At 65.5% G+C, this 26,536-nt stretch carries 22 protein-coding genes; 10 read left to right on the forward strand and 12 right to left on the reverse strand.

Annotation, left to right across the window (positions count from 1 at the left end; genetic code table 11):
- Positions 1–81: 81 nt before the first annotated feature.
- Both N825_RS03835 and N825_RS03840 read right to left on the reverse strand, forming a co-directional pair.
- The gene (locus N825_RS03835; protein ID WP_084164289.1) at positions 82–1,776 is read right to left on the reverse strand and encodes a lactate permease LctP family transporter; all 1,695 of its coding nucleotides are present in this window, start codon (positions 1,774–1,776) and stop codon (positions 82–84) included.
- A gap of 227 nt (positions 1,777–2,003) precedes the next feature.
- On the reverse strand, positions 2,004–2,528 hold the full coding sequence (locus tag N825_RS03840) for a gamma carbonic anhydrase family protein (RefSeq protein WP_037447145.1): 525 nt from the start codon (positions 2,526–2,528) through the stop codon (positions 2,004–2,006).
- 71 nt (positions 2,529–2,599) lie between these two features.
- Between N825_RS03840 and N825_RS36170 the strand changes: the two genes are divergently transcribed.
- The 7 genes from N825_RS36170 (at position 2,600) to N825_RS03875 (ending at position 9,812) form a co-directional block, all read left to right on the forward strand.
- Positions 2,600–3,241, forward strand: a complete 642-nt coding sequence (locus N825_RS36170; RefSeq protein WP_051511507.1) for an ATP-dependent Clp protease proteolytic subunit — start codon at positions 2,600–2,602, stop codon at positions 3,239–3,241.
- A 109-nt stretch (positions 3,242–3,350) separates the two neighbouring features.
- Complete coding sequence (locus N825_RS03850; RefSeq protein ID WP_037447788.1) at positions 3,351–3,608, forward strand: GlsB/YeaQ/YmgE family stress response membrane protein; 258 nt, start codon at positions 3,351–3,353, stop codon at positions 3,606–3,608.
- 344 nt (positions 3,609–3,952) lie between these two features.
- A complete protein-coding gene (locus tag N825_RS03855) occupies positions 3,953–4,453 on the forward strand; it encodes a hypothetical protein (protein ID WP_157618963.1) in 501 nt (166 codons plus the stop codon).
- A gap of 196 nt (positions 4,454–4,649) precedes the next feature.
- Positions 4,650–5,615, forward strand: a complete 966-nt coding sequence (locus N825_RS03860) for a thiamine pyrophosphate-dependent dehydrogenase E1 component subunit alpha (protein WP_037447151.1) — start codon at positions 4,650–4,652, stop codon at positions 5,613–5,615.
- 13 nt (positions 5,616–5,628) lie between these two features.
- Entirely contained in the window at positions 5,629–6,633 is a 1,005-nt protein-coding gene (locus tag N825_RS03865; protein WP_037447153.1) for an alpha-ketoacid dehydrogenase subunit beta, read from the forward strand.
- Between the two features lie 23 nt (positions 6,634–6,656).
- Positions 6,657–7,793, forward strand: a complete 1,137-nt coding sequence (locus N825_RS03870) for an acetoin dehydrogenase dihydrolipoyllysine-residue acetyltransferase subunit (RefSeq protein ID WP_037447155.1) — start codon at positions 6,657–6,659, stop codon at positions 7,791–7,793.
- Positions 7,794–7,880: 87 nt separating this feature from the next.
- A complete protein-coding gene (locus N825_RS03875; RefSeq protein ID WP_037447158.1) occupies positions 7,881–9,812 on the forward strand; it encodes a sigma-54-dependent Fis family transcriptional regulator in 1,932 nt (643 codons plus the stop codon).
- Positions 9,813–9,841: 29 nt separating this feature from the next.
- Here N825_RS03875 and N825_RS03880 read toward each other — a convergent pair whose 3' ends face one another.
- The 7 genes from N825_RS03880 to N825_RS39640 all read right to left on the reverse strand — a co-directional run bounded on the left by N825_RS03880 (position 9,842) and on the right by N825_RS39640 (position 16,897).
- Positions 9,842–10,615 carry a hypothetical protein gene (locus tag N825_RS03880; protein ID WP_037447161.1) on the reverse strand — a complete coding sequence of 258 codons (774 nt, stop codon included), beginning with the start codon at positions 10,613–10,615 and terminating at the stop codon, positions 9,842–9,844.
- 109 nt (positions 10,616–10,724) lie between these two features.
- A complete protein-coding gene (locus tag N825_RS03885; RefSeq protein WP_037447164.1) occupies positions 10,725–11,000 on the reverse strand; it encodes a hypothetical protein in 276 nt (91 codons plus the stop codon).
- A gap of 78 nt (positions 11,001–11,078) precedes the next feature.
- Entirely contained in the window at positions 11,079–11,855 is a 777-nt protein-coding gene (locus N825_RS03890) for an ATP-binding cassette domain-containing protein (RefSeq protein ID WP_037447167.1), read from the reverse strand.
- Positions 11,852–13,759 carry a dipeptide/oligopeptide/nickel ABC transporter permease/ATP-binding protein gene (locus N825_RS03895; protein ID WP_051511508.1) on the reverse strand — a complete coding sequence of 636 codons (1,908 nt, stop codon included), beginning with the start codon at positions 13,757–13,759 and terminating at the stop codon, positions 11,852–11,854. The genes N825_RS03890 and N825_RS03895 overlap by 4 nt, the downstream gene beginning before the upstream one ends.
- Positions 13,756–14,703 carry an ABC transporter permease gene (locus tag N825_RS03900; RefSeq protein WP_037447169.1) on the reverse strand — a complete coding sequence of 316 codons (948 nt, stop codon included), beginning with the start codon at positions 14,701–14,703 and terminating at the stop codon, positions 13,756–13,758. The genes N825_RS03895 and N825_RS03900 overlap by 4 nt, the downstream gene beginning before the upstream one ends.
- 9 nt (positions 14,704–14,712) lie before the next feature.
- Entirely contained in the window at positions 14,713–16,266 is a 1,554-nt protein-coding gene (locus N825_RS03905) for an ABC transporter substrate-binding protein (protein WP_157618964.1), read from the reverse strand.
- A 103-nt stretch (positions 16,267–16,369) separates the two neighbouring features.
- Positions 16,370–16,897, reverse strand: a complete 528-nt coding sequence (locus N825_RS39640) for a Uma2 family endonuclease (RefSeq protein WP_037447175.1) — start codon at positions 16,895–16,897, stop codon at positions 16,370–16,372.
- A gap of 273 nt (positions 16,898–17,170) precedes the next feature.
- On the opposite strand from N825_RS39640, the gene N825_RS03915 reads away from it, so the two are divergent.
- Positions 17,171–18,292: a sulfotransferase family protein gene (locus tag N825_RS03915; RefSeq protein ID WP_037447793.1), complete on the forward strand. Its 1,122-nt coding sequence runs from the start codon at positions 17,171–17,173 to the stop codon at positions 18,290–18,292.
- Positions 18,259–19,281 (forward strand): hypothetical protein, encoded by a 1,023-nt coding sequence (locus tag N825_RS03920; RefSeq protein ID WP_157618966.1) that lies wholly within the window; start codon positions 18,259–18,261, stop codon positions 19,279–19,281. Before N825_RS03915 ends, N825_RS03920 begins: the two co-directional genes overlap by 34 nt.
- Here N825_RS03920 and N825_RS03925 read toward each other — a convergent pair.
- Positions 19,270–20,283, reverse strand: coding sequence for an NAD-dependent epimerase/dehydratase family protein (locus N825_RS03925; protein ID WP_051511509.1), 1,014 nt, complete (start codon positions 20,281–20,283; stop codon positions 19,270–19,272). The genes N825_RS03920 and N825_RS03925 overlap by 12 nt on opposite strands.
- Positions 20,284–20,538: 255 nt before the next feature.
- Between N825_RS03925 and N825_RS36175 the strand changes: the two genes are divergently transcribed.
- Positions 20,539–23,211, forward strand: a complete 2,673-nt coding sequence (locus N825_RS36175; RefSeq protein ID WP_084164307.1) for a PAS domain S-box protein — start codon at positions 20,539–20,541, stop codon at positions 23,209–23,211.
- Between the two features lie 31 nt (positions 23,212–23,242).
- On the opposite strand, the gene N825_RS36180 is transcribed toward N825_RS36175, so the two are convergent.
- Together N825_RS36180 and N825_RS03940 are read right to left on the reverse strand one after the other, a co-directional pair.
- Positions 23,243–23,857 (reverse strand): ABC transporter substrate-binding protein, encoded by a 615-nt coding sequence (locus N825_RS36180; RefSeq protein ID WP_051511511.1) that lies wholly within the window; start codon positions 23,855–23,857, stop codon positions 23,243–23,245.
- Positions 23,854–26,478: an MMPL family transporter gene (locus N825_RS03940; RefSeq protein WP_037447181.1), complete on the reverse strand. Its 2,625-nt coding sequence runs from the start codon at positions 26,476–26,478 to the stop codon at positions 23,854–23,856. The genes N825_RS36180 and N825_RS03940 overlap by 4 nt, the downstream gene beginning before the upstream one ends.
- Between the last annotated feature and the right edge of the window lie 58 nt (positions 26,479–26,536).

Below are 26,536 nucleotides of genomic sequence, written 5' to 3' on the forward strand. Positions count from 1 at the left end.
CGACTCAGGCCATCGACGGAAGAGGTGGACGCCGCCAGACCCTCAAGGGGGGCGGCGTCTCCTCATTTTCGGATCGTCGGATCAGTAGACCAGCGCGGTGAACGGCCAAACATAGGCCTGAGCCATGATCAGCAATCCGACCAGCACGGCCAGGGCGAGGCTATGGAAGAACACGTAGCGCAGGATGTCGCCCTCGTGGCCGTACCACCGCGTGGCGGTGGAGGCCACGACGATGCTCTGGGCGTCGATCATCTTGCCCATCACGCCGCCGGAGCTGTTGGCCGCTGCCATCAGCACGGGGTTGAGACCCAGCTGTTCCGAGGTGATCTTCTGCAGGCCGCCGAACAGCACGTTGGATGCCGTGTCGGAGCCGGTCAGCGCCACGCCCAACCAGCCCAGCATGGTGCCGAACAGGGGATAGAGCCAGCCGGTCTGGGCGAACGCCAGGCCCAGCGTCGCGTCGGTGCCCGAGTACTTCGTCACGTAGCCCAGCGCCAACATGCCGGCGATGGTCAGCAGCGAGAAGCGGATCAGGTAGAAGGTCTTGAAGTACATCTTGACCAATGCCACCGGCGAGTAGCCGAGCACGAAGCCGCTGACGATCGAGGCCAGGAAAATGCCGGTGCCGGTGGCCGACATGATGTTGAAGCTGTAGACCGCCGGCTCGGCCAGGGGAGCCGCCACGACCGGCGGAACCTTCTGGACCAGGTTGTGCAGGCCCTCGACCGGGATCTTGGCGATCCAGATGCCGTCCAGCAGCGCCTTGATCTGGGGAACGCCCCACAGGAAGACGAAGACGCTGAGGATGATCCAGGGAACCCACGCCTTGATGATCTGGCCGCGGGTGTAGCTCGAGGCGCGGCGTTCGTATTCGCTGTCGTGGACGACCTGGGCGCCGACCGCCTTCGCGCGGTGCATCGAGTTGTCGCGCGTGGTCGACAGCCACAGCTCGCGCGGCTTCCAACCCTTGAGGAACAGGGTCAAGGCCGCCATGGAGACGATCGCCGCGACGACGTCGACCAGCCACGGACCATGGAAGTTCGAGACCAGGAATTGCGGCAACGCGAAGGAGACGCCGGCGACCAGCAGGGCCGGCCAAATCTGAAGCATTCCGCGGAAGCCGACGAAGGCCCAGATTAGCCAGAACGGCACGATGACGGAGAAGAACGGCAGCTGGCGGCCGATCATGCCGCTGAGCTGCATCAGGTCGAGGCCGGTGACGGCGGACAGGGCGATGACCGGGGTTCCCAGCGCGCCATAGGCGACCGGAGCCGTGTTGGCGATCAGCGACAGGCCCGACGCCGCCAGAGGCGAGAAGCCCAACCCGATCAGCATGGCACCGGTGACGGCGACGGGCGTGCCGAAGCCGGCCGCACCCTCGAAGAAGGCGCCGAAGCAGAAGGCGATCAGCAGGATCTGAAGGCGGCGGTCGCGCGTGATCGACGCGATGCTGTCCTGGAGGACGGTGAACTCACCCTTCTCGTTGGTCAGCTGATAGAGAAAGATGACGTTCAGGATGATCCAGCCGATCGGCATCATCCCATAGGCGGCGCCATAGACCGCCGACATGCTCGCCATGCCGACCGGCATGCCGAACCCGATGGTCGCGACCGCCAGCGAGGCGACCAGCCCCAGGCCGGCGGCGTAGTGGGCCTTCATGTGGAAGATGCCGATCGCCCCCAGCAGCACGACGATCGGGATCGCCGCGACCAGGGTCGAAAACATCATGCTTCCGAATGGATCATAAATTTGGGGCCACATTCCGTGTCCTCCCATGGCTCTGTTTATCGTGCTCGAGTGTTCGAAGTGTCAGTCCGCTGGTGAACGCTCCACCGGCACCCGGCCATGGCGCCCCGCCATGGGCGCCATTGTTAGGGTACCAAGCGGTTTTTCCACACAGCGGTGTGGCTTATCACATTTCGAGCGGGTGCAAACGAGCTTTGACGAAGAACCCCGAAGGTGCGGCGTGGCCGCCTCGTTCGATGTGTGCCGGATGAAGGTTCTCAGTTATCGGCGACCAAATGTTGCTTGAATCTCTGCCAATTGCGCACGTAACGGTCGGCTCCCTTCCGCATCTCCGTGATCTGATCGTCGGTCAGTTGCCGAATCACTTTGCCCGGCGAGCCCACCACCATCGAATTATCGGGGATCTCCTTGCCCTCGGTGATCAGGCTATTGGCGCCGATCAGGCAGTTCTTCCCGATCTTCGCCCCGTTGAGGACGATACTTCCAATCCCGACCAGCGTTCCGTCGCCGACGGAGCAGCCGTGGAGCATCACCATGTGACCGACCGTCACCTCGGAGCCGATCATCATGGGAAATCCCGGATCGGTGTGCAGCACGCAACCGTCCTGGATGTTGGAGTTCTCACCGATCTCGATGGGTTCGTTGTCGCCGCGGATGACGGCGTTCCACCAGACACTGGCGTTGCGCCTCATCGTCACGTTGCCGATGACGACCGCGTTGGGGGCGATCCACCAATCGTCACCCTCGGTCTGAACCCGGACATCTCCCAAAGCGTATTTCATGGTCTGGTCTCCCTTGCTGAGGCTGGTTATCCATTGCCGGGTGTGATGGCGGAATTCAAGGATTGGTCCATATGAAAACACGCCTGATCACCGCGGGCTCCGTGATGCGGCTTGGTGTCGTCCTGCTCGTCGGGCTTGGCGTCGCCTTGGCGGATCACGTGGCCGACGCGGTCGGAGGCGTGCGGGATGCCGCCGTGGGAGCGAGGGGCGGCGATCTGTTCGTGTCGGGTGGGCTGACCCACAGGGCGGGGCGCGAGATCGTCGCCTTCATCGACTCCCATCGCGGCGAGCCGGTCCGGCTGGTGCTGGATAGTCCCGGCGGCTACGCGGGAGCGGCCGACAGCGTGCGCGACGCGGTGCTGGAGCATGGCTCGGTCGGGACCATCGTGGCCGGATACAACACCTGCGCCTCCGCCTGCACCGCCATCTTCGCGGCCGGTGGCACCCGGATGGCCGGGGAGAACGCCCGCTTCGTCTTCCACGCGCCGCGCGTCGTGCTGGGACCGCTGTCGTTTCCCGATCCGTTCGGAGACGATCCGACGCGCTACGCCGTGCCCGACGACGATGACGGAAGGATCACCGCCGCCCTGGAGGCGTTCCTCGACCGGGCCGACGCGCTCGACCAGGGCGAGGCCGGCGCCACGGCGCGCGAACTCACCCGCATCGTTCCGGGATGGATCACGGACCTGATGCCGTCGGACGCCGCGATATGAGACGGGCGGCGCTTGCGGCTTTTGTAATTCAATTCAAATGGCGGATGACCGGACTGAACGGATCGTCTCCGTGTTTGTTGATCGTTCAGTTAAAACAATGGGGGAAATCATGTCGATCATCGCGTGGATCATTCTTGGACTTATTGCAGGATGGATCGCCAGCAAGATCATGAAGGGCAGCGGCTCGGGGCTCGTCACCAATCTGGTGCTGGGCATCGTCGGCGCCTTCGTCGGCGGCTTCCTGTTCAACGCGGTTGGGGGAACGGGGGTGACGGGGTTCAACATCTGGAGCCTGATCGTCGCCGTCATCGGTGCCATCGTCGTGCTCTGGATCTATAACGCCGTCGCCGGGCGTCGCGCCGTCTGACACCATGACACCGGCTTCCGCCACCGGGGAGGGTGGCGGAAGCCGGCATCGGGAATGATGATCGGATATCCAGCCTTGGTTGAACCGTCGGCGATACGCCCTTGCGGCGATCTGTCAGTTTTTTCCGCACGCATCGATGTTGCACAGCAGCAAAAGATGACGCACCATGGGCGCGATACAATTCTGCTGGAGCGGATCGAGCAATGGTTGCCACCAAGAACCCGACACGGCGGACCGGCGGACAGCCTGCCCAATCCGCGAACAAAACCGTCAATCCCATGAAGAAACCGGCCGCTCGTGCGCGGGTCAAATCGGTGGAAACCGCCAAGACGGAAGATCAGGGAATGACCACGCGGCCTGTTCCCGTCGCCGCCGAAGCCCAGGCCGCCGAACCCAAGGCCGCCGAGGCGCCAGCACCAGTCGAGACGGCGCCGAAGCCTGCGGCGAAGGTCCTCGAAGCGGCGCCGCCCGAAGTCATCGAGGCCGTGGCGGACGAGTCTGAGTCGCTGGCCGCCGAACTCGAGGTGGATGGCGGCATCGAAAAGTTGGCGAGCCTCGCCGAGCAGGTCGTGCACGAGGCCGAGGCGATGGCCGGTGAGGCCGCTCACAACTTCCAGATCGCCATGAAGGCGGCCACTTCGGGTGCCACCGGCGTGGTTCCGACCCTCGGTGGCGTCAACTCCTATCTGCGCCAATCCGTCGAGATCAACACCAAGTTCCTGGGCGAGTTCGCCAAGGTGCGTTCGCCGGTCGATCTGGTGTCGTTGCAGATGCGCTTCCTGGAGGAGCATAGGGCCGCGATGCTGGAATTCTCCCGGCAATGGGCCAAGAAGAACGACGCCTGATCCCGTTTCGACCCGTCTCCGACCCAAGCCATATGCTACAGGTGTCGCGCACCTGTAGCATGGGCCGTGTCACCCCCGTCCGGACGCGGACGGATTTCTCTTCCAGGTCAACGGTTTGACCTGATGGCATGACGGTTGCTCCCTCTCCCGGTACGGACCCGATCAACAAGGGTCCGCATCCGAGGGAGGAGCAAGCATGCAGCTCAATCGCGAAGAGCTACTCCAAAGCTATCGCACCATGTGCACGATCCGCGAGTTCGAGGAGCGTGTTCACACCGAGTTCTCCGAGGGCGGCATTCCCGGCTTCGTGCACCTCTATGCCGGCGAGGAAGCCTCCGCCGTGGGGGTGTGTTCGCACCTGGACGATCGCGACAACATCGCCAGCACCCATCGCGGCCACGGCCACTGCATCGCCAAGGGCTGCGATGTCGTCGGCATGATGAAGGAGATCTTCGGTAGGGGCGACGGGCTGTGCGGTGGCAAGGGCGGGTCGATGCACATCGCCGACCTGTCGCGCGGCATGATGGGCGCCAATGGCATCGTTGGCGGGGGCCCGCCGCTGATCTGCGGCGCGGCGCTGACCGCCAAGACCCTGAAGACCGGCGGCGTCGCCGTGGCCTTCGTCGGGGACGGCGCGTCCAACCAGGGCACCACCCTGGAGAGCTTCAACCTCGCCAAGGTTTGGAACCTGCCGGTGATCTTCGTGGTCGAGGACAACGGCTACGCCGAGGCCACCGCCAGCGCCTGGTCGGTCGCCGGCACCCAGGCCAAACGGGCGGCCGCCTTCGGCATGACCGCCCACGAGCTTGACGGCAACGACTTCTTCGCGATCCACCAAGCCGCCGGCGAGGTGATCGAACGCGCCCGGGACGGTGGCGGCCCCAGCCTGCTGCACGTCAAGCTGACCCGCTACTTCGGCCATTTCGAAGGCGACGCCATGAGCTATCGCGCGCCCGGCGAAGTCGAGACGGCGCGTCGCGAGCGTGATCCGCTGAAGTTCTTCCGCCAGCGCGTGACTGCGGCTGGACTGCTGGAACCGGCCCAGCTCGATGGCATCGAAAGCGAGGTGAGATCGCTGATCGACCAATCCGTCAGCCTGTCGAAGTCGGCGCCGGCTCCCTCGCCGGAGCGGCTGCTGACCGATGTCTACGTCTCGTATTGAGGAGGGCCGGGTCATGTCGAAAAAGTCTTACCGTCAAGCCATCAACGAGGCGCTGGCACAGGAAATGCGCCGCGACCCGACCGTCATCGTGATGGGCGAGGACAATGTCGGCGGCATGGGCGCTCCCGGCGAGGACGACGCCTGGGGCGGCGTGCTGGGCGTCACCAAAGGGCTGATGCCGGAATTCGGACGCGACCGCGTGCTGGACACGCCGATCACGGAGAGCGCGTTCATCGGCGCCGCCGTCGGAGCCGCCGCGACGGGGCTGCGGCCGGTGGCGGAGCTGATGTTCGTCGATTTCCTGGGCGTCTGCTTCGACCAGATCTTCAACCAGGCGGCCAAATTCCGCTACATGTTCGGCGGCAAGGCGGTCACTCCCGTCGTGATCCGGACCATGTACGGCGCCGGGTTCCGGGCGGCCAGTCAGCACAGCCAGTGCCTGTATCCGATCTTCACCCACATCCCGGGCCTGAAGGTCGTGGTGCCGTCGTCGGCCTACGAGGCCAAGGGACTGCTGATCCAGTCGATCCGTGACAACGACCCGGTGATCTTCCTGGAGCACAAGGTCCTGTACGACGAGATCGAGGAGGTGCCCGACGAGCCCTACACGATCCCGTTCGGCGAGGCCAACCTGACGCGCGAGGGTGACCACGTCACCATCGTGGCGTTGGGCCGGATGGTCGGTTTCGCCAACAAGGCGGCCGATATGCTGGAGAAGGAGGGCATCACCTGCACGGTGGTCGATCCGCGCACGACCTCGCCGCTGGACGAGGATACCATCATCGAGGCGGTCGAGGATACCGGGCGCTTGGTGGTGGTCGACGAGGCCAGCCCCCGATGCGGCATGGCGGCCGACATCTCGGCGCTGGTGGCGCAGAGCGCCTTCAAGGCGTTGAAGGCTCCCATCCTAATGGTGACCCCTCCGCACACGCCGGTGCCCTTCGCGCCCGAGCTGGAGGACGCCTACATCCCGACGCCGGACAAGATCGCGGACGCTGTCCGGCGGGTCATGGCCTGAGGGATCTTTTCGAGGAATTTCGGATGACTAGTGAGATCAAGGCTCTGGCCATGCCCAAATGGGGTCTGGCGATGACCGAGGGTGCCGTCACCGCGTGGCTGGTCGAGGAGGGCGCCACACTCCGGGAAGGTGACGAGATCCTGGAGATCGAGACGACCAAGATCACCAACGTCTATGAGTCACCGGCGGCCGGTACCCTGCGCCGCCGCGTCGTGGCCGCTGGCGAGACCGTCCCGGTCGGAGCGCTGCTCGGTGTCGTGGCCGACGCCAGCGTTCCGGACACCGAGATCGACGCCTTCGTGGCGCGGTTCCAGGAGGAGTTCTCGGTCGAGGCCGCCGCGTCGGCCGAGGCGGCGGGGCCGGAGCCGCGGTTCGTCGACGCCGGTGGGCAACGGCTCCGCTATCTCGTGATGGGCGATGGCAAGGGCGAGGAGGGGGTGGCACCGCTGGTGCTGATCCACGGCTTCGGCGGCGACCTCAACAATTGGCAGTTCAACCAGCCCATGCTGGCCGAGGATCGCCCGGTCTACGCGCTGGATCTCCCAGGTCATGGCGGATCGGCGAAGCATGGAGTCGTGGGTGGCGTGCCCGAACTGGCCAGGGCGGTGCGCGACTTCCTCAACGCCCTGGGCATCCAGCGGGCGCATCTCGGCGGTCATTCCATGGGCGGGGCGGTTGCGTTGCATCTGGCGGCGGAGGAACCGGCGCGGGTCGCCTCCGTCACGCTGGTCTGCTCGGCCGGGCTCGGCCATGACATCAACATCGACTACATCGAAGGCTTCATCGCCGCCGACCGGCGTAAGGAGATGAAGTCCGTGCTGGAGACGCTGTTCGCCGACGCCTCGCTGGTCAGCCGGGACATGGTCGAGGAGTTGTTGAAGTACAAGCGGCTGGACGGTGTCGCCTCGGCGCTGCGGGCGATCGCCGACGCCAGCTTCGCGGATGGCAGGCAGTCGCATGTGCTCGTCGATCGGCTGGAGGGGGTGGGCGCGCCGGTCCAGGCGGTCTGGGGTGCCGCCGACCGGATCATCCCCGCCGCCCACGCGCGGACGGTGCCTGCGGAGCGGCGGCATGTGCTCGACGGTGCCGGACACATGGTCCACATGGAGAAGGCCGGGGAATTCAACCGGCTGATGTCCGACTTTATGTCCATGGCTTGACCGCGTAGGGCGATTCCGTCGGGAGCGGACCGGTGCTACACTCGCGCGATAACGGCGATGGAACGCCGGCATGTTGGGAGGAATGCAATGGTCCGTCTCCATGCGCCAGAGCGGGAGCACGTCGATCTCATTTTCGCCAGCGTAACCGGGGCGGCGGCCGACCGGGACACCCAGCCGCCCGATCTGATCAGGCGATCCTGGGCGCGCTGCCTCAACAACCATCAGCTCGACCCCGCCCGGCCCGGGCGCCCCGTGGTCCTGACCCGAACGGAGCTGGGCGGCTTCCGCGAGCCGATGGAGGAGTTCATCGGCATAGCGACCGCTGAGCTCCGCCGCTTGCATGGGCAGGTGGCCGGATCCGACTATGTCGTCATGCTGACCGACGCCAACGGCATCGCGGTCGATTACCTGGGGCACGCCAGCTTCGAACAGCAGTTGAAGCAGGCGGGCCTCTATCTCGGTTCCGTCTGGTCGGAGGCGCAGGAAGGCACCAATGGCGTCGGAACCTGCATCGCCACGGGCGAGCCGATGACGGTCCACCGGGGAGAGCATTTCCGATCCCTTCACACGGGGCTGACTTGCACCGTGGCGCCGATCTTTGATCCCGCAGGCCAGATGCTGGGGGTGCTGGACGTCTCCAACATGTCGGCGCCGGCGGATCGGCGCAGCCAGATGCTGGCGCTCGAACTGGTCAAACGCTCCGCCCGTCTGATGGAGGACGGCTATTTCCTGGCTCGGTCGCGGCGGCACTGGGTGATCGGTTTGAGCGCCAGCCGGGAATTGGCGGATGTGGTGATCGACGGGCTGCTGGCTGTCGATGCCGGCGGGACGATCCTGGGGGCAAACCAGACGGCGCTCCGCACCGGTCTGACCGGCGACGCCGGACCGCTGCTGGGCAGGAGCCTCTACGAGCTGTTTGGTTTGACGATGGACGCGCTGATCGGAAGGCAGCGGACGGGAACGCCGCAGCCGCTCCGCTGTCTGGCGACGGGGACGACGTGGTTCGCGACCCTGCGTCAGCCGACTGGGCGACCGCTCCGCGCCACTCCGGCCGAGCGGCCACGTCCGCACGCGGTGGCGCCTTCCGGAGCCACGACGGGTCCGCTCGGTTTGGATGAATTGGCCGGCGGCGATCCCGCCATGGCCAGCCATGTCCAGCGGATTCGCCGGGTGCTCGACAAGGGTATCGGCATCATGATCCTGGGGGAGACCGGTACCGGCAAGGAGGCGGTGGCCCATGCGATCCATCGCGGCAGCGCCCGGGCATCCCGGCCTTTCGTCGGGATCAACTGCGCCGCCATTCCGGAAAGCCTGATCGAGAGCGAGTTGTTCGGCTATGCCGACGGTGCCTTCACGGGCGCCCGGCGCGGCGGCGTGCGCGGCAAGGTGCAGTTGGCCGATGGCGGGACGCTGTTCCTGGACGAGATCGGCGACATGCCGTTGGGGGCGCAGACCCGTCTGCTGCGGGTGCTGGCGGAACGGGAGATCCTGCCGCTCGGGCATGACCGGCCGATCGCGGTCGATCTCAGCGTCATCTGCGCCACCCACCAGGACTTGGAACGGCTGGTCGCGGCCGGGCGGTTCCGGGAGGACCTTTATTATCGCCTGAACGGCTTGGCGGTAACCCTGCCGCCGCTGCGTGATCGGTCGGACAAGGCCGATTTGATCAGGACCTTGGCGGTACCTGCGCGGATCGACGGGCCGGCTTTGTCGGCGTTGCTCGCCTGCCGCTGGCCGGGGAACATCCGGCAGCTGCAAAACGTCATGCGTGTCGCCGCCGCTCTGTCGGAGGGCGGAGTGATCCGGCTGGACGACCTGCCAGCGGAGGTGACCCGCCCCGCCTTGTCGGCGGCACCACCGGAGCCCTTGCCCTCGGGGGAGGCCGGCGTGCTGCTGTCGGTCCTGCGCCGTCACCAGTGGTGCGTCACCCGCGCCGCCGAGGAACTGCACATAAGCCGCTCCACCCTGCATCGGAAGATAAACCGCTTCGGTCTGGTCTCGCCGGCCCGGCTGGAATGATGGCTGCGGGATCGCGCAACCCGGCGACTTCAGTGTTGTGACGCTGAGGTTGCTGGAAACATTGAGAGACCTTGCTCCCTCCGTTTCAGGAGGTCCGGAACCATGGCCAGATTGGCGATCGCCCAAGCGCGTGACGCGGCGAGCGAGCGCCACGCCTCGAGCGTCGTGGGATGCAGGTGGCGTAAGGCTTCGACGGGTTCCATATCGACCGCCTCCACTAGGCGTCCGCTGAATGTGGCGAAGTTGACGCTTCGATTGGTCAGGCTATCCGGGACGTCTGGACGATCCCGCATTACTTTCTGATGTAGGATTTCAGCTTCAAGTTTGTCCGCTCTGTAGCTCTTCTCACGAAACGTCAATTGCCTCGTATTCAAAAAGGCTAAAATTTCCTTTGCTTGAGTATTGTCGGCGGCATTCAGTTCGACCCAACTGGTATTGACCCGCACAAGGAGGCGAGCCAAACCAAACGCCGCCATGGTTGACCTTAGCCTGTCCTGTTCCGAAGCGGATACCTGATCCAATGTCCTTATCATGGCAAGAACACCCATGATGCCTGATGCGCTACCGGCGGCCACACACCCCCGGAGCGCCAACTCCGCGCCTTCGCATTCGGTGCCAGCTCTCAGCGAACGGATGTAATGTGAGAAGTGTCCGGACCATTCCGATATCATGGGTGCGGAAATGGCCCGCAGTTCATTGATGCGTTTCGTATTCTCCGTGTAGGTGCCAGCCGGCGCGGAAGCATGGCGGTAGGCTTGCGTGATTTCCGACAGAAGAATGTCCTGGGCTTCTGGGACGGGCATGACGAACTCGGTCGGCGCGCGGCATCGCGGCTCGTATCCGATGCACGAGCACGGTTCCGACCGCAGTTATGGTGATATATGGGATGAAAAGTGTCGTCGCGGATGCGACTTAGCCGCCGGGACGCCTGTTCGTTCCGTATTTCAAAGCATCGGATAGGATCCGCAACCCTTCGAAGTTGGGCTTGAAGGCGTCATCGAAACACTGGATCGCGAAGGCGATCGCGTCTTCGTCGTTCAATTCGGCCAGTGGGCCTTTCGGCACGAAGCGCGTTGGGACGGGAGTCTCCGCCGAGCTTGGCGCGGGCATTGGCCAGTTGGCGCGGGGCTCGACATCGGCAAGCCCCTTGGATGCCACGAAACCAAGCCTCGATGTCACATCCGACATTACCCACACTCCGGAAACCGAGATCCTACCACCAAATCGTGAGATTAAGCTTGGCTGGGCAGGCTTTCAATAAAACTTTCAGAAATCCCGCAGGCTCGGGACGCTCGCCAGCAGGGTTCGGGTGTAGTCGTGCTGGGGAGATCCGAACAGGACGGCGCGGGGAGCCTGCTCGACGACGCGACCGCGGTTCATGACGGCGACGGTGTCGCATAGGGCTTCGACAACGGCGAGATCGTGGCTGATGAAGATGTAGGCCAGCCCCAATTCCGCCTTCAGGCGGTTGAGCAGGGCCAGGATCTGCGCCTGGATCGAAACGTCCAGGGCTGACACCGGCTCGTCCAGGATGATCAGTCGGGGATCCGCCGCCAGGGCGCGGGCGATGCCGATGCGCTGGGCCTGACCGCCGGAGAACTCATGGGGATGGCGGTCCAGGAACTCGGTGCGCAGGTTGACCTGATCCATCAATTGCTCGACCCGGCGGCGCCGATCCGCCTTCGTCATGCCGAGCAGGTGGATGAGGGGCGCCTCGAGGATCTGGGCGATCGTCTTCCGCGGGTTGAGGGCGCCACTGGGATCCTGGAAGACGAACTGCATCTTGCGGTGCAGATCCTTCGAACGGCGCCGCCCGACCTCGACGCCATCGATCAGAACCGTCCCCGAGGTCGGCTTCTCCAACCCGATCAGAAGCCGCGCCAGCGTCGATTTGCCCGAGCCGGACTCGCCGACGATGCCGAAGGTCTCTCCCGGATCGACGGTCAGGTTGACTCCATCGACGGCGTTGATGATGGGTTTCCGCGACCAACCGCCGCCAAAGACCTTGCGCAGATTGCGCGCTTCCAGGAGAGGTGTGGTCATGGCTCGCGAGCTCTGATGCAGCGGACGGTCCGGTAGGGACCGATTGGATCGAGCGCCACGTCGGAGGTCCGGCACCGCTCGATCACCCGGTCGCAGCGGTCGGCGAAGTGACAGCCCTGGGGAAGGCGGTTGACGGCGGGCGGCAGTCCAGGGATGGCGTTGAGCGCCCGCTTCGGCTGGCCCAGCACGGGCACGCAGTCGAGCAGGCGGCGCGTGTAGGGGTGGCGCGGATCGCGCAACACATCCCGCACCGGCCCGGTCTCCACCACGCGGCCGGCGTACATAACCATGACTCGGTCGCACAGGTCGGCCACCACGCCGAAGTCATGCGTGATGAACAGTAGGGCGGTACCGCGCTCCCGCCGGAGGTCACGTAGCAGGTCCAGGATCTCCGCCTGGATCGTGACGTCGAGCGCCGTCGTCGGCTCGTCCGCGATGATGATGTCGGGGTCGTTGGCGAGTGCCATGGCGATGCCGATCCGCTGACGCTGCCCTCCGGACAATTCGTGCGGATAGGCCGAGACCCGGTTTGCGGCATCCGGGATGCGGACCCGCTCCATCAGGTCAACCGCCAGCGCCATGGCCTCGGACCGGGACTTGCCCTGGTGGCGCCGAATGGTTTCGGCGATCTGCTCGCCCACCGTCAGCAACGGGTTGAGTGTGCCAAGCGGGTCCTGGAAGATGTAGGCGATGCGGTTGCCGCGCAGGTCCCGCAGGTCGGCCGGCTTCAGTCCCAGGAGATCCTGGCCGTGGTGGTGGATGGCGCCCCCAACGATCCTACCGGGAGGCGTCGGCACCAGCCGGAGGATCGACAGCGCCGTGACCGACTTGCCGGAGCCGGACTCCCCGACGATGCCGAGGCACTCGCCCGCATGCAGATCCAAGCCGACGTTGTCGGCCGCCTTGTGGCGCTCTCCGCCGAGCAGGAAGTGGGTCGCGAGGTTGCGCACGCCGAGTGCCGCGGCGGCGGGTGGTGGCTCGGGCGTCGGGGAGCCGGCGTCGAACGCCACGGCGGTGGCGGCGCCCGGCCGGGCGAGACCGCCCGATCCCAGACGCGGGTCCAGCATGTCCCGGATGCCGTCGCCGACGAGATTGATGCCGATCACCAGCAGCAAGATGACCAAGCCGGGGATCAGGGCGACGTGGGGTGCCACCAGGACGAGGGCGCGGGCCTCTCCCAGCATCGACCCGAGATCGGCTTGCGGCGGCTGGGCTCCAAGGCCGAGGAAGCTGAGGCCGGCCGTCTCCAGGATCATCCAGCCCAAAGTGGTCGAGAGTGTGATGACGATGACCGGAAGCAGATTGGGCAGGATCTCGCCGGTCAGGATCGCGAAGTCGCCCTGACCGGTCAGTCGGGCGGCGTCTACATAGTCGCGCCTGACCAAGCCCAGCGTGACGCCGCGAACAGAGCGGGCGAAGAACGGGATGTTGACGATGGAGATCGCGAACAGCGCGTTGAGCAGCCCCGGCCCGAGCGCCGCGACGATGGCCAGCGCCAGCAGCAGGTAAGGGAAAGCCATCAGCATGTCGATGGCGCGCATCAGCGCGGTGTCGACCCAGCGGCCATAGAAGCCCGCGACGATGCCGATTAGGGAGCCGATCAGCGCCGCCGCCAACGCCGCCACCACGCCTACCGCCAAGCTGACCCTGGTGCCCCAGATGATGCGCGACAGCATGTCCCGACCGAGCTGGTCGGCTCCCAGTGGATGTCCGGGGCTGAGGAGGGGAGCCAGCCGCGCCGGCAGGTCGGTCGCGTTGGGATCGGGCAGGGGCAGGATGGGGGCGGCCAGGGCAATCAGCGCGATGGCCGCCAGGATGATCAGCCCAACCACCGCCAAATGATTGCGCCGCAAGCGGGGCCACCAGCCCGGTCGCGCGGCGGAGGCCGACGTGGTCGCGCTCATGTGCCAATCCTGGGGTCGAGCATGTGCTGGACGAGATCGGCCGCCAGGTTGATCAGGACGTAGCAGGCCGCGACGACCAGCACGCCGCCCTGGACCAGTAGGATGTCTCGGGTCGAGATGGCGGTGACCAGCATCCTGCCGATGCCCGGCCATTGGAACACGGTTTCGATGTAGACGGCGCCTCCCAGGACGAAGCCGGTCTGTATGCCGATGATCGGCACGATGTTGACGAGCGCGTTGCGGAGCGCATGCTTGCGGATCACCGTTCGCTCGTCCAACCCCTTGGCGCGGGCGGTGCGAACGAAATCCTGCCGCAGCACCTCCAGCATGGTCGAGCGGGTCAGCCGCGCGATCACACCGGTCGCCACGACCGCGAGGGTGATGGCGGGAAGCGCCAAGTGCCAGAGCAGGTCGAGCGTGTCGCCGCCGCCATAGATCGCGTACATGCCGCTCACCGGAAACCACTTGAGCTGAACCGAGAAGACCAGCACCAGGATCAGGCCGAGCCAGAACGACGGCGTCGAAAGGCCGATCAGCACCAGCAAGGTCAGGATCTTGTCTTGCCAGCCATATTGCCGGATCGCCGAGACGACGCCGGCCGCCAAGCCGAGGACGGTGCAGAGCAGCAGCGACGCGCCAGCCAGCAGCAGGGTGGGGCCGAGCCGCTCCCGAACCTCGTCGATCACCGGGCGGTTGAGGCTGTAGGAGCGGCCGAAGTCGCCATGCGCCAGATTACCCAGCCAGACGACGTATTGCTCGACCAGCGAGCGGTCGAGCCCGAGATCCTGCCGCAGCTTGGCGACGTTGTCCGGTGTCGCGAAGCTTCCCAGGATGGCGAGGGCGGGGTCGCCCGGAATCAGCGCCATGATCAGGAACACGATGACCGAGATGCCGAACAGGACTGGGACGATCATCGCGAGGCGGCGGAGCGTGTAGGACAACATCGCGCGAGCCTATTCGCCGGCCTTGGTCACGGCGGCGAGGTTCAGCAGGAACGAGGGTTGCAACTCGAATCCCTTGACCCGCTCGGTCGTGACCGCGTTCTGCTTCCAATTGGCGACGACGGCCCAGGGGGCGTCCTCGCGGACGATCCTTTGCACCCGCTTGTAGAGTTCGGCGCGCTCATCACGGCTGGTCGACTGGCGGGCGGCCAGTAGCAGGCGGTCGACCTCCGGGTTGGAATAGTAGCCGGAGTTGAAACCGCCATTCTCGGGCAGCGCCTCGGTACGGAGAGTCAGGAAGGGCAGGGTGTCCGGATCGTTGGTCATCCAGGCCATCTCGGCCATGTCGGCCTTGCCCGCCAAACCCTGGTTTACCAGTCCCAGATAGGTGTTCCACTCGTAGGTTTGGATGTTGACCTTGATCCCGATCTTGGCGAGATCCGCCTGGATCGCGGTCGCCATCGGGATGGGCGCCAGCATGCCGGAACCTCCCTCGGCGACCAGGAAATTCAGTTCCACATTCTCGGCGCCCGCCTCGCGCAGTAGTTGCCGGGCACGCTCGGGATTGTGGGGGTAGGGTTCGATCGTTTCGTCATGCGCCCATTCGAAGGCGGCCGGCACGATGCTGTCGGCGACGGTGGCGGTGCCCTGGAGCACTTGGTCGACCAGCGCCCGCTTGTCGATCGCGTAATTGATCGCCTGTCTAACGCGCGGGTCCTTGAACGGACCCTCCCGGGTGTTGAGGATCAGGAACCACAGGTGGGGCCCGGCTTGTTCGTACAGCGTGAAGCCACCCGCCTTCTGGAGCAGGTCGACGGCGTCGGGCGGCACCTCGACCATCAGGTCGAGGCCACCCGCCAGCAGCTCGGTCAGCCGGGTGTTGGCGTCGGTCAGCGGGCGGAAGATCACGGCCTGGAGCTTGGGGGCACCGTTCCAGTATTCCGCGTTGCGCTCGAGCACCACCTTGGTGTTGCTTTGCCATTCGGCGAACTTGAACGCTCCGGTCCCGGTGGGATGGCGGCCGAAGTCCTTGCCATGGGCTTCGATGGCGGTGGGAGACACCATCAGGCCGGTTGGATAGGCCAGATTGGACAGCAGGGGAGCGTAGGGCTCCTTCAGGTGGAAGCGCACCGTCTGGGCATCGACCACCTCGGTCCGCTCGACCGCGCTGAAGAAGAACGAGAGTGGGAATGGGCCGGTGTCATGGCGCGGATGCTTGTCATCGAGCATGCGGTCGAAGTTGTACTTGACCGCGCTGGCGTCGAACGGCGTGTCATCGTGGAACTTGACCCTGTCGCGCAGGTGGAAGGTGTAGGTCTTGCCGTCCTCCGCCACGTCCCACGACGTGGCGAGCGCGGGCTCGACCTCCAGCGTGCCGGGCTTGAACCTGACAAGACCGTCGTAAAGGTTCATCAGGATGCGGAAGTCGTTGGTGGCGGTGACCGCGTGAGGATCGAGGGATTTCGGTTCAGCGATCTGCCCGACCACCAGGACATCGTCGGGCACTTGGGCTGCCACCGGGGCCGCCGCGGTCACGGCAGCCAGGATGACAAGCGCCTTGACCATCGCCGCGGGCCTCCACCGTTTCCACCACATGCCGTTCCTCCTGATCCCGTGCCGCTCCTTCGGGAACGACTGGAGGTGGCCGATGTTCCGGCGGAGGAGCCGATCAGGTCAGCCCGGCGTAGATCGTCTTCAGGTCCACGGAGCAGCCGAGGGACGGCAACCCGACCAGTCCATGACCTTCGAAACGCAGGCTGGTCCAAGATCCGGAGAAGCGGCGGTGGACCTCCACCAGCTTCTCCGAACAGGACGCCGCGAAATACGCCTGGAGCGAATGCACCTTGAGATAGGCGTCGCGCCGCGCGCGCCACGCCGGATCGTTGGGGTCGCCGGCATCGACATCGACAACGAGGATGGGAGTGGCCGGCCGGCACTGGCCGAGACTACAGTGACCGTGAACGACCACCACGTCGGGCCAGTATTCCTCCCCGTTCGCACCGGGGACCGCGACGCCTCCACTCAGCACGTGATAATCCTGCCGGATCGGGCAAGCCCTGTGGATGGCGACCAGAAGATTGGCCGAAACGGCGGCTTTCGAGAGGAGATTGACGCCGTCGGTCGGATGACCGGCCGTCATGTGGAGTCCATCGCCGCGCGCGACGGCGAAGCGACTGGGAATCAAGCTTCCCGGCATGATGTTGGAACCCGTTGCTGTACCTGATGAACGCGCCCGCGGCGTCTGGCGGATCAGCCATGACGTGCCGCTCAACCGTGACCGTGTCGAAGTTGTTTCACGGGCGGCGTTGGACAAGTAAACTGGCATGGATCGATCGGGATGACAATGATCCTTTCGACTTCTACACGATCCGAATGATTTGATTAAACCGTACCGATACGATTGTATGCTTATCGATATGCATCCTGTTCTTCCCCCCGATATATCGGCCCATCGAACCGGAACGTGACGGTGACCGCTCTTAACAGAAAGCTCGCTGAACATCCCCTTTGCGGCGCGGATCTCCGCACCCTGGCGACGGTGTTGAAGCGGAACGGTCCCGTACCGGCCCGGCACCTGGGGCAAATAGCCGTGGTCCTTGGGTCCGCCTTGGGCCGACTGCCCTTCACCGCGATCGAGCGGATCTGGACGGCGTCCCGCCTGCGCCACGAGCCGGAACTTCCGGCGCCGCTGTTCATCCTGGGACATTGGCGCAGTGGCACGACGCATCTCTACAACGTGATGAGCCGCTCGCCCCAGTTCGGCTTCGTACCGCCTTTGGCGGTGGGATTGCCGTGGGAGATCCTGACGCTCGGCCGGGTGCTGCGCCCCCTGCTGGAAAGGGCGCTACCGGAGAACCGGTACATCGACAATGTGGCGGTGACACCGGACTCGCCCCAGGAGGACGAGATCGGGCTCGCCAACATGATGCCGCTGTCGTTCTACCACGGCATCTATTTTCCCAAGCGGTTCGTCGAGAACCATGGCGCTGGCATCTTCTTCGACGGCTGCGGCGAGCGCGAGGTCGAGCTTTGGCGGGATACCTTCGTCTATTTCCTGCGGAAGGTGGCGCTTCGGCAAGGCCGTCCCTGGCTACTGATCAAGAATCCCGTCCATACGGCGCGGGTCGACCTGCTGCGAGCCGTCTGGCCGGACGCCAAGTTCATCCATATCCACCGCGATCCGAACGAGGTCTTCGTCTCGACCGTGGGATTCTATAAGAAGCTGCTGGCCCAGTTCGCCTTGCAACCCCACGACCACGTGGATGTCGAGCGGGTGGTGCTGGAGACCTATCCGCGCGTCATGTCCGCGCTGATCGAGCACACCCGCGACCTGCCGGCCAACCGCTTCGTCGAGATCGGCTACGACGCGCTGGAGCGTGACCCGCTGGGTCAGATCGGCCGGATCTACCAGAGTTTGGAGCTGCCCGGCTTCGAGCGGGATCGGACCGCGTTCGAGGCTTATCTCGGCACCGTCCGAAACTACGCCAAGAACAACCACCGCCTGGATGAGGCCGTGGCCGACAAGGTGCGGCGGGCGTGGGGGCCGTATGTGGAGCGTTGGGGACGGCAGCCGGCGGGGGCAACCGGGTGAGGCTGGCGGCGGCTGGCCTCATCGCCGCGTTTCTGGCCGCGTCTCCGGCTTTCGCCAAAACCTGCGAGCCCGTCACCCTGATCGACGATGCGACCGGCCGGACCGTCGTAGGCGCCGAGGACATGGCACTCGACCCAGGAACCGGTCTGGTGGTCGTCTCCGCCTATGACAGGCTGGCCGATGGCGACCCTGGTGGAGGTCTTCGAGTTATCGATCTCGCGACGCTAGAACCTGGTTCGCTCAAGGTGCGTGATCTGGCGGCCGGAACGGTCAGGCGGCCGCATGGCATCGATCTGTTCGAGGCGCGGAGGCTATTCGTGATCGACCGGCGCGACGGCGGCGCCGAAGACACCGTGGTGCGGATCATGGGAATGGACGGTGGACGGACACGCACCGTCGAGGATCCCCTGCTCTGTCGCGCCAACGATATCGCCGGGCTCGACGGCGACCGCTTCCTGTTCACGGCGGATCACGGCTCCTGCGGCGGCGTTGGGGTGGCGATCGAGAATGTTTTCGGACTGGAGCGGGGCTTCGTCGGCTACTTCGATGGATCGCGTGTGCGGGCGGTGGCACCCGGCCTGGATTTTCCCAATGGCATCGTCGTCGATCCGGAGCGCGGCGAAGTCACCATCGCCTTGACCCGTGGGCGATCCCTGCGGGTGTTCGCGTTGGACGAGTTGATCGCGGGGAAGCCGCCCCGTCGGACGATCCCGCTTGATGGCGCACCCGACAACCTGTCGCGGGACCAGGGTGGCGGCGTCCTCGTGGCGATCCATCCATCGCTGTGGCGGTTAGCGCTGTACAGATACGGCCTGCCTGGGAGCGATAGGGCGCCATCGCGGGTCGAGGAAATCAGCCGTGATGGAGACCGGCGCCGCGTCTTCGAGGATGATGGCACCCGGTTGTCGGCCGCCACGGTCGCCGTGCGGTGGCGGGGCCGGATGCTGATCGGGTCGGTGCGCGGCGATCACGTGTCGCTATGCCGTTGATAACGCCATGTCCTTTAAAGTGTCTGTCAGGGTTTCCGCCAGCGGACGGGGATTGAAGCCCAACTCGCGTCGAGCCTTGCCGCTGTCGAAATCCCCTCCCGCCAAAGCGAGGCGGACACCGGTCAGGGGCGCTTGCGGCGCCTTCCGCGTGACGTGGTCGGCCAGCCATTCGGAGGCGTGTCCCGTCGCGAGGGCGAGCCAGCGGGGAATCGCCAAACTTCGTCCCGGGTGGCCGGTCAGGCTTGCCACCGCCCGTATCAGATCGGCCATCGCGATGTTCTCGCCACCGAGGATATAGCGCTCGCCCACGCTGCCCTTCTCGGCGGCGAGAATATGCCCAAGCGCCACGTCGCGCGCGTCCACGAGGTTCAGCCGGCAGGCCAGATGGAACGGCATCGCGCCGGCGGCGAGCATCCGGATCATCCCAGAGGGTGGCGTGCCGTTCCGATCTCCCGGTCCGATCAACGCCGTCGGATTGACCACGACGACCGGCAAGCCGCCCCGGGCCGCGTCCAGCGCCGCCTTCTCCGCGAGGAACTTCGACCGGCAGTAGGGACCCGCCATGTCCTCAAAACGGGCATCGGCACGCTCGTCGATCGTTCCGCCCCTACGCCGTGGCCACGGGATCAGCACACCCTCCGTCGAGCAATGAACGACCCGCGTCATTCCCCGGCGGGCGGCTTGTTCGAGCACGATCTCGGTGCCCACCCGGTTGACTTGGTCGAAGCGGGAGCCGTCGGGTAACCAAAGATCGGGCAGGCCAGCGAGATGATGAACCACATCGACGCCGTCGAGCGCCCTGGCGACGCTCGCCGGGTCGGTCACGGTGCCTCGGACCGCCTGGACCTCCGGTGGCAGGCCGGCGATGGTGGGATCAAGCACGCGCACGCGCGTCCCTCGCGCGAGCAGGGCGGCCACGAGGTGGCGGCCGAGAAAGCCACTGCCCCCGGTCACCAGCGTGATGCCGTTTCGATCGTCGGTTTCGGATGATTGGGAAATCATGCTTTCGGCCTTTGGATGCCGATTGTAATGGCTGCCATCAGCCCATTGCAAGTGGGGGCGAATGACCAGTCCAAATCTGAACACGCCTTTGGAAACAGCCACCGAACACTGGTCAATTCTCCAATAGTTTTGATAAGAGTCACCATGCGGGAAGTCACGCTGTCAATTTAGAGGGCTGCGTTATTTCAGAAATCCGTGTAGACGACGCGCTTGTTCGACGTGCGGACGATCACATCTTGGCGAGGGCGGATTGGCATGGAGAAGTCGACGGGGCCGGATCTGCCAGTTGGTTTCGCTGCATTGGTCTCTTCACCAGGCCAACGAATCCTGGTTGGCGTTCTGAGCGTCTGCTACGCGATCCTGATCGCCGCCGTGGTCCCATTCGCCGCGACTCCAGGGCCGGTGATGCCCGCCGTCACGATCACATTCGCGACGGGCGTCGTCATCGCGGATCTATGCACCTGCTTCCTCCTGGCGGTGCAGTACCGGGAGAGACCGTCGCGGACCATGCTGCTGCTGGTCGCGGCCTACGGCTATAGCGGGCTCATGGCCGTCCTGCATGTTCTGGCCTTTCCGGGCGCGTGGATCGTTGGTCAACCCTTGATCGGCACGTTTCAGACCGTCGGATGGCTATTCGTGTTCTGGACCCTGGGATATCCGATCCTGATCCTGGTGGCCGTCCTGCTGGCGTCGCGGGAACATGGCGCCCGGTCTGGAAGTCCGCCCGGTTCCAACGCGCTGTTGGTCACCTGTGTCGGTGTCGTCATAGCCGTCGGCGGGCTTGGGCTGGTGACCACCACCGGACAAGGATTTTTGCCCAGCGAAATCGTTGGCGAAAGGTGGGCCGCCTGGGCGACGTTGGCCAACTGGATATCCGCCGCTGTCACGGCCACGACCATCGCGGCGATGTGGGTGGTCTTCCGGGGCCGTAGCACACTGTTCCTTTGGCTCAGCTTGGTGATGTGCGGTTTTCTGGCCTTCATCCTGCTCGGCACCCTCGCTGGAGGGCGCCACACGCTGGGTTGGAACTTCAGCCGGATCAGCGGCTTCATCTCGGCGGGATTGCTGTTGATGATGTTTCTTGGCGATGTCGCCCGTATGCAGGGCGTGTTGAGCCAATCGGCTCACCGCCTGAGCGACGCCAACCTGCATCTTGAATCGAGGATCTCGACGATCGTCGAACAGGCCATGGCTGGCATAGCGCAGATCGACCTCGGCGGCCGGTTGGTTTTCACCAATGAGCGGTTCCGCGCCATCGTGGGGCGGAGCCCGGATCACATCGCCGCCCACCCGGTCTGGCATCTTGTTCCGGACGGTGACCGCATCGAAGTGGAGTTGCTGTTCCGGCGCCTGCTGGCGGAGGGCTCATCCATCGAGAAGGAGGTTCGGATCACGCGCGCGGATGGCCGGGAATGCTGGATCGACATCCGCGCCGCGGGACTGCTGGGTGCCGGTGGCCACTGGACCGGAGCCACGGTGATCGTCTTCGACGTCACCCAGCGGCGCGAACTGGAGAGAACCTTGATCGACAGCGAGTCGGCGCTCCGCAGGGTGGTGGAGGGAGCGCCTTTTCCCATGATGGTCCATGACGAGGATGGGGATGTCATCCATCTCAGCGCCGCTTGGCTCCGGCTTACCGGCTATTCCGCGACGCAGATCACCACGGTCGCCGCTTGGACCGAGCTGGCCCATGGCGCGGCTCCTCAGACGGCGCGCGCCGACATCGAGCGATTGTTCGAATTCGACGGGCCGGTGGAGGAGGGCGAGTACACGATCCGGACGGCGAATGGCCAGTCGCTCGTTTGGGCGTTCCAGTCGGCGCCGATCGGCAGGGACGGGAGGGGGAAGCGTTTGGTGGTTTCCATGGCGGCCGATTTGACCGAGCGCAAGCAGTCGGAGGATCGCGTGCGCCTGCTGATGCGGGAGGTGGATCATCGGGCCAAGAACGCCTTGGCGGTGGTGCAGTCGATCCTGCTGTTGAGCAAGGCTGACAATCCCGAGGATTTCGTGGATGCGGTCCTGGGGCGTGTCCAAGCGATGGGCCGCGCCCATACGCTTCTGGCGTCGTCGCACTGGGCCGGCGCCGACCTGTTGACGATGGCGAGAGACGAGTTGGCCGCCTATGGAGGCAACGGTCGCGTGCATATCGCGGGCGATCCCGTGGTCATCGCCCCCAACGCCGCCCAGGCCGTATCGATGCTGCTGCATGAACTGGCGACGAACGCGGCCAAGTACGGTGGCTTGTCGCGGCCAAATGGCCGGGTTGAGTTGACTTGGTGGTTCGAACGCGGCGAGGCGCTGCCGCTGGTCGCGGAATGGCGCGAAAGCGGTGGTCCACCGGTTCGCCAACCCAGTCGTCATGGTTTCGGCACCAATCTTCTGACCCGCACGGTTCGGGAACAGTTGCGCGGCCAACTGACGATGGACTGGAACCCCCAAGGTTTGATGGTCCGCTTCCAATTGCCGATGGCCACTTACAATCCTGGAAACATCGTCGCCACTGCCGAACCGCGGGGAAAGGATGTGTCTGGCTCGTCGCCGCCGGAGCTGGTCGGCGCGCGGGTTCTGGTGGTGGAGGATGAGACACTCACCGCGTTGTCGATGTCGGAGATCCTGAGGGAGGCGGGACTAAGCGTCGTCGGGCCTGTCGGAGCGATAGCCGAAGCGATGACGCTGGTTCGATCCTCCCCGCCGGATGTAGCCTTGCTGGACGTCAACCTGTCCGGCGAAATGTCCTATTCCATCGCGGACGCGCTGGAAGCCATGGGCGTGCCGTACCTGTTCTGCACCGGATACGGTACCGTCGACAATATGCCCGATGGCAGGTCCATCGAAGTTCCCGTTTTGAGGAAGCCGGTCTCACCCGCCAACTTGCTTGACGGTGTCACGGGCTTATTGAACGCGCGTGGCGGCAGGGCGATTCACTGACCCAACGAACAAAGTCGTTGCGCCGGAGCCCTCATTGCCTCGCGACGCCGTCGGCGTAGCCGTTTAGTTCGTGGGTCAGTGCGGGAAGGCCGCCGGAGCGGAGCGTGGTGGCGAAATCGGAGCGCTGGACCGCCAGTTGGCTGACGGTTCCCTTGAGCAGCACGTCGACGATGCCCCAGCGATCACCCGTCTGGCGCAGGACATAGGTCAGGATCACGGGAGAGTTGCCGGCGCGGTTCAAGTGGGTTTCAACCAAGCTGGTGCCGCGGGGGCCAGGGCGCTCGCCACTGATCTCGATCGTCTCGCCCTTGTAGGCGTCGAAGCGGCTGACATATTGCGCGGCGTTGCGGCGGGCGAAGGCATCCACCAGGGCGCGGCGTTCGGTCTCGGCGGCACGGTCGTATCCCGGTGCCGCGACCCTCAGCGACGTCTCCAGGTCGAAGTCGCGGCGCACGACCTTCTCGAAGTCGCGGATTCGGGCACTCGCGGGCACGCCGGACTGGGCCGATCGCATCAGAGCGATGATGCCGTCGTTGAGGCGGCCGACCACATCGGTCGGCTGGTCCGCCTTGGCGCCACCCGGGACGGCGACGGCCATCAGGCACAGCAGGGCGGCTAGCAGGTTTCGAGCGGTGATGGCGATCATCGTCTCATGCGTTCCAGTTGGATCATCAAGGCTGGCAACAGGATCAGCGCGCAGATGACCGTGGCGAGGATGGCGACGGCGAGCAGGATACCCATGCTCGACAGTCCATGATGATGGGAAACGGCCAGGGTGGCGAAGGCTGTGCTGGTGGTGAGCGCCGTGACGAGTACCGCGCGGGGCGTGCTGGTGATCAGCAGGTCGACGCCGAAACGGCTGCCCGCCACGCGATCCCCCATCAGATCCTGCCCGCGCGTGACCATGTGGATGCTGCTGGAGACGCCGAGGCCGAACAGGAGGGGGATGACGATGATGTTGGCGAAATTGAACGGCAGCCCCAGCAGGACAGAGGCGGCGAGCGTATAGATCGAGGCGACGACCAGAGGGGCTAGGATCAGGGCCGTTCCGAGGATGCTGCGCTGGACCACGAGAAGCAGCACGATGATCGCGCCCAGCGTCAGCGCGACGGCCTCGCCGAACGAGTCGAGGATGATCCCGGTGGCGCCCGTCACGATGACCGGGGCGCCTGTGGCGGTCGGCTCGATCGTGAGGATGGGTTCGGCGAAGGCGGCCATCGCCCTGCTGTCGGAGATGTCGCGGTCCGGCAGAACCTCGACCCGCGCCCGGCCATCCGGGGTGATCCAGCGGCGCGCCAGCGAGGGTGGCAGATCCTCCAGGGTGACGGGCCGCTCGACCTCCAACCCGGTCGATAGGCGGTCGAGCAGGGTTGGCAGGCTCCCGGTCAGCGCCCGGTCGAGCGTGGCGGCCGCCTCCGGTGTCGCTGGCACCCGCTCGATCGTGGCGGCGAAGCGCGCGGCCTCCGGCAAGCCTTGATGCTTCGCCAAGGTCTCCCGCAGGCGGCGAAGGGCGTCGGTCATGTCCGTGGAGCGCTCGCCCGTGCCGGAGGACAGGCTTGGTGCGAGTAGCAGCGCCAGATCGCCGATCGTCGCCAGCTTCTCGTCCTGGTCGGCGGGAATGTAGCTTTCCACCGTGCGCACTTGGCCAACGCCGGGAAGTTGGCGGAGCCGCGCGGCTGTGGCCCGCGCCGCGTCCAGGTCTGCGGCCAGGATGTTGACGCCGTAGGGCGAGGTATCCGGCGAACGGGCCAGATCCCGGTAGGTGCTCACAGCCTCGGTCGTCTCGTCCTGCAGGTTCAGGGGATTGGCATCCAGCCGAGCCTGGGGCAGGAGCGCGGCGGCGGCCACGGTGGTCAGCGCGCCGATGATCACCAGGGCACGGCTGTTGCGGTCGATCCAGTTGCCGAAGACGCGGTTCTCGCGGGTCTCGGATCGGGCGCCCGGTCCGGGCTTGAACAGAACCAGGAGGGCCGGCATCACCGTGACGCTGGTGAACAGCGCCACCAGCATGCCCAGCCCGGAAATGATCCCGAACTCCGCCAGCCCTCGGTAATCCGTCGGAACGAACGAGATGAAGCCGATGGTCGCGCATAGCGTGCTGAGCGTCAGGGCGGGCCCGACCTCCAGCGTCGCGCGCTCGGCCGCCAGCCGGACAGGCGTGCCACCGGGGCCACCCTCCAGCAGTTCCTCCTGGTAGCGGAGTCCAAGGTGTCCGCCAAAATCATCGCCGAGCCCGAAGAACATCACGGCGAAGGTGACGGAGATCAAGTTGAGCTGGCCGACCGTCAAGGCCGCCAGACCCGACGTCCACAACAGGCCGATCACCAGCGTGCCCAGGATCGCCGCGATCATCCGGCCGGAGCGGATGCCTATGATCAACACCAGGGACACCAGCACGAAGGAGAGCGCGCTGGCGATCCAGGCGCCGGCCGCCACCGTGTCCAGCTCGGTTTGGCGGAGCGCCACGGCGCCGGTCACACGGGCCGTGACGCCCTGTCCCGCCTCCTCATGGCCGAGCTCGCCGATCGCGGCACGGATCGCGTCCAGGGCCGGCCGCCCGCGTGACAGGCTGGCGTTGTTCAGCACGGGCTGGACCAGCACGAAGCGCCGGTTGCCCAGCCTGTTCATGCCCTCGCCGCCGACGAGTCCCGTCCAGGAGAGGTGCGCCGGCTCACCGCGCGCGACCCGCTCGGTCGTGTCGGCCATGCCGTCGAGCAGGCGGCCCAATTCGGCTGGCGCGGCTTCCCCGGCGCGGCCCAACACGAGATCCAGCATTTCCGCCAAGCCCATCAGCGAGGGATCGGCGCTCAGCAGCCCGAGCGCCGCCTGGGCGCCGGCCAGCCGTGTCGATAGGTCCTGGAGCGCCTGGGGTTTGAGGAACAGCAGGCCATAGCGCTCGAAATAAGGATCGGCGGATGGGATCTCGACGCCCGACAGGACATCGCCGCGTTCCCGCAACTTGTCGGCCAACCTCGCCGCCGCAGTGTCCGCCCGCTCCGGTCCTTCGGCGTCGATCACGATGACGATCTGGTCGTCGGTGAAGGGGAACGCCCGCCGGTAGGTTTCGGTGTGCTTTCTGAACGGCGCGTCGGACGAGATCATATCCGTCGTGCTGGTGTTGATGCCTAGATTTTTGGCGGAATACCAGCCCCCGAGCGCCGCCACGATCAACGCGAGGGCGACGGTCACGGCCGGCCATCGGCAAGCCAGGGAGACCCAGCGGCTCAACAAGGCGCGGCCGAAGCTTCGCGGACGTCCAGCTTCCAAGAATACGCTCCTGTGGATCGGGCCTGTGGATCGGGTCAGCGCGCGGTGAGGCGGATGG

This window comes from Skermanella stibiiresistens SB22, from assembly GCF_000576635.1.
Taxonomy (GTDB): Bacteria; Pseudomonadota; Alphaproteobacteria; order Azospirillales; family Azospirillaceae; genus Skermanella; species Skermanella stibiiresistens.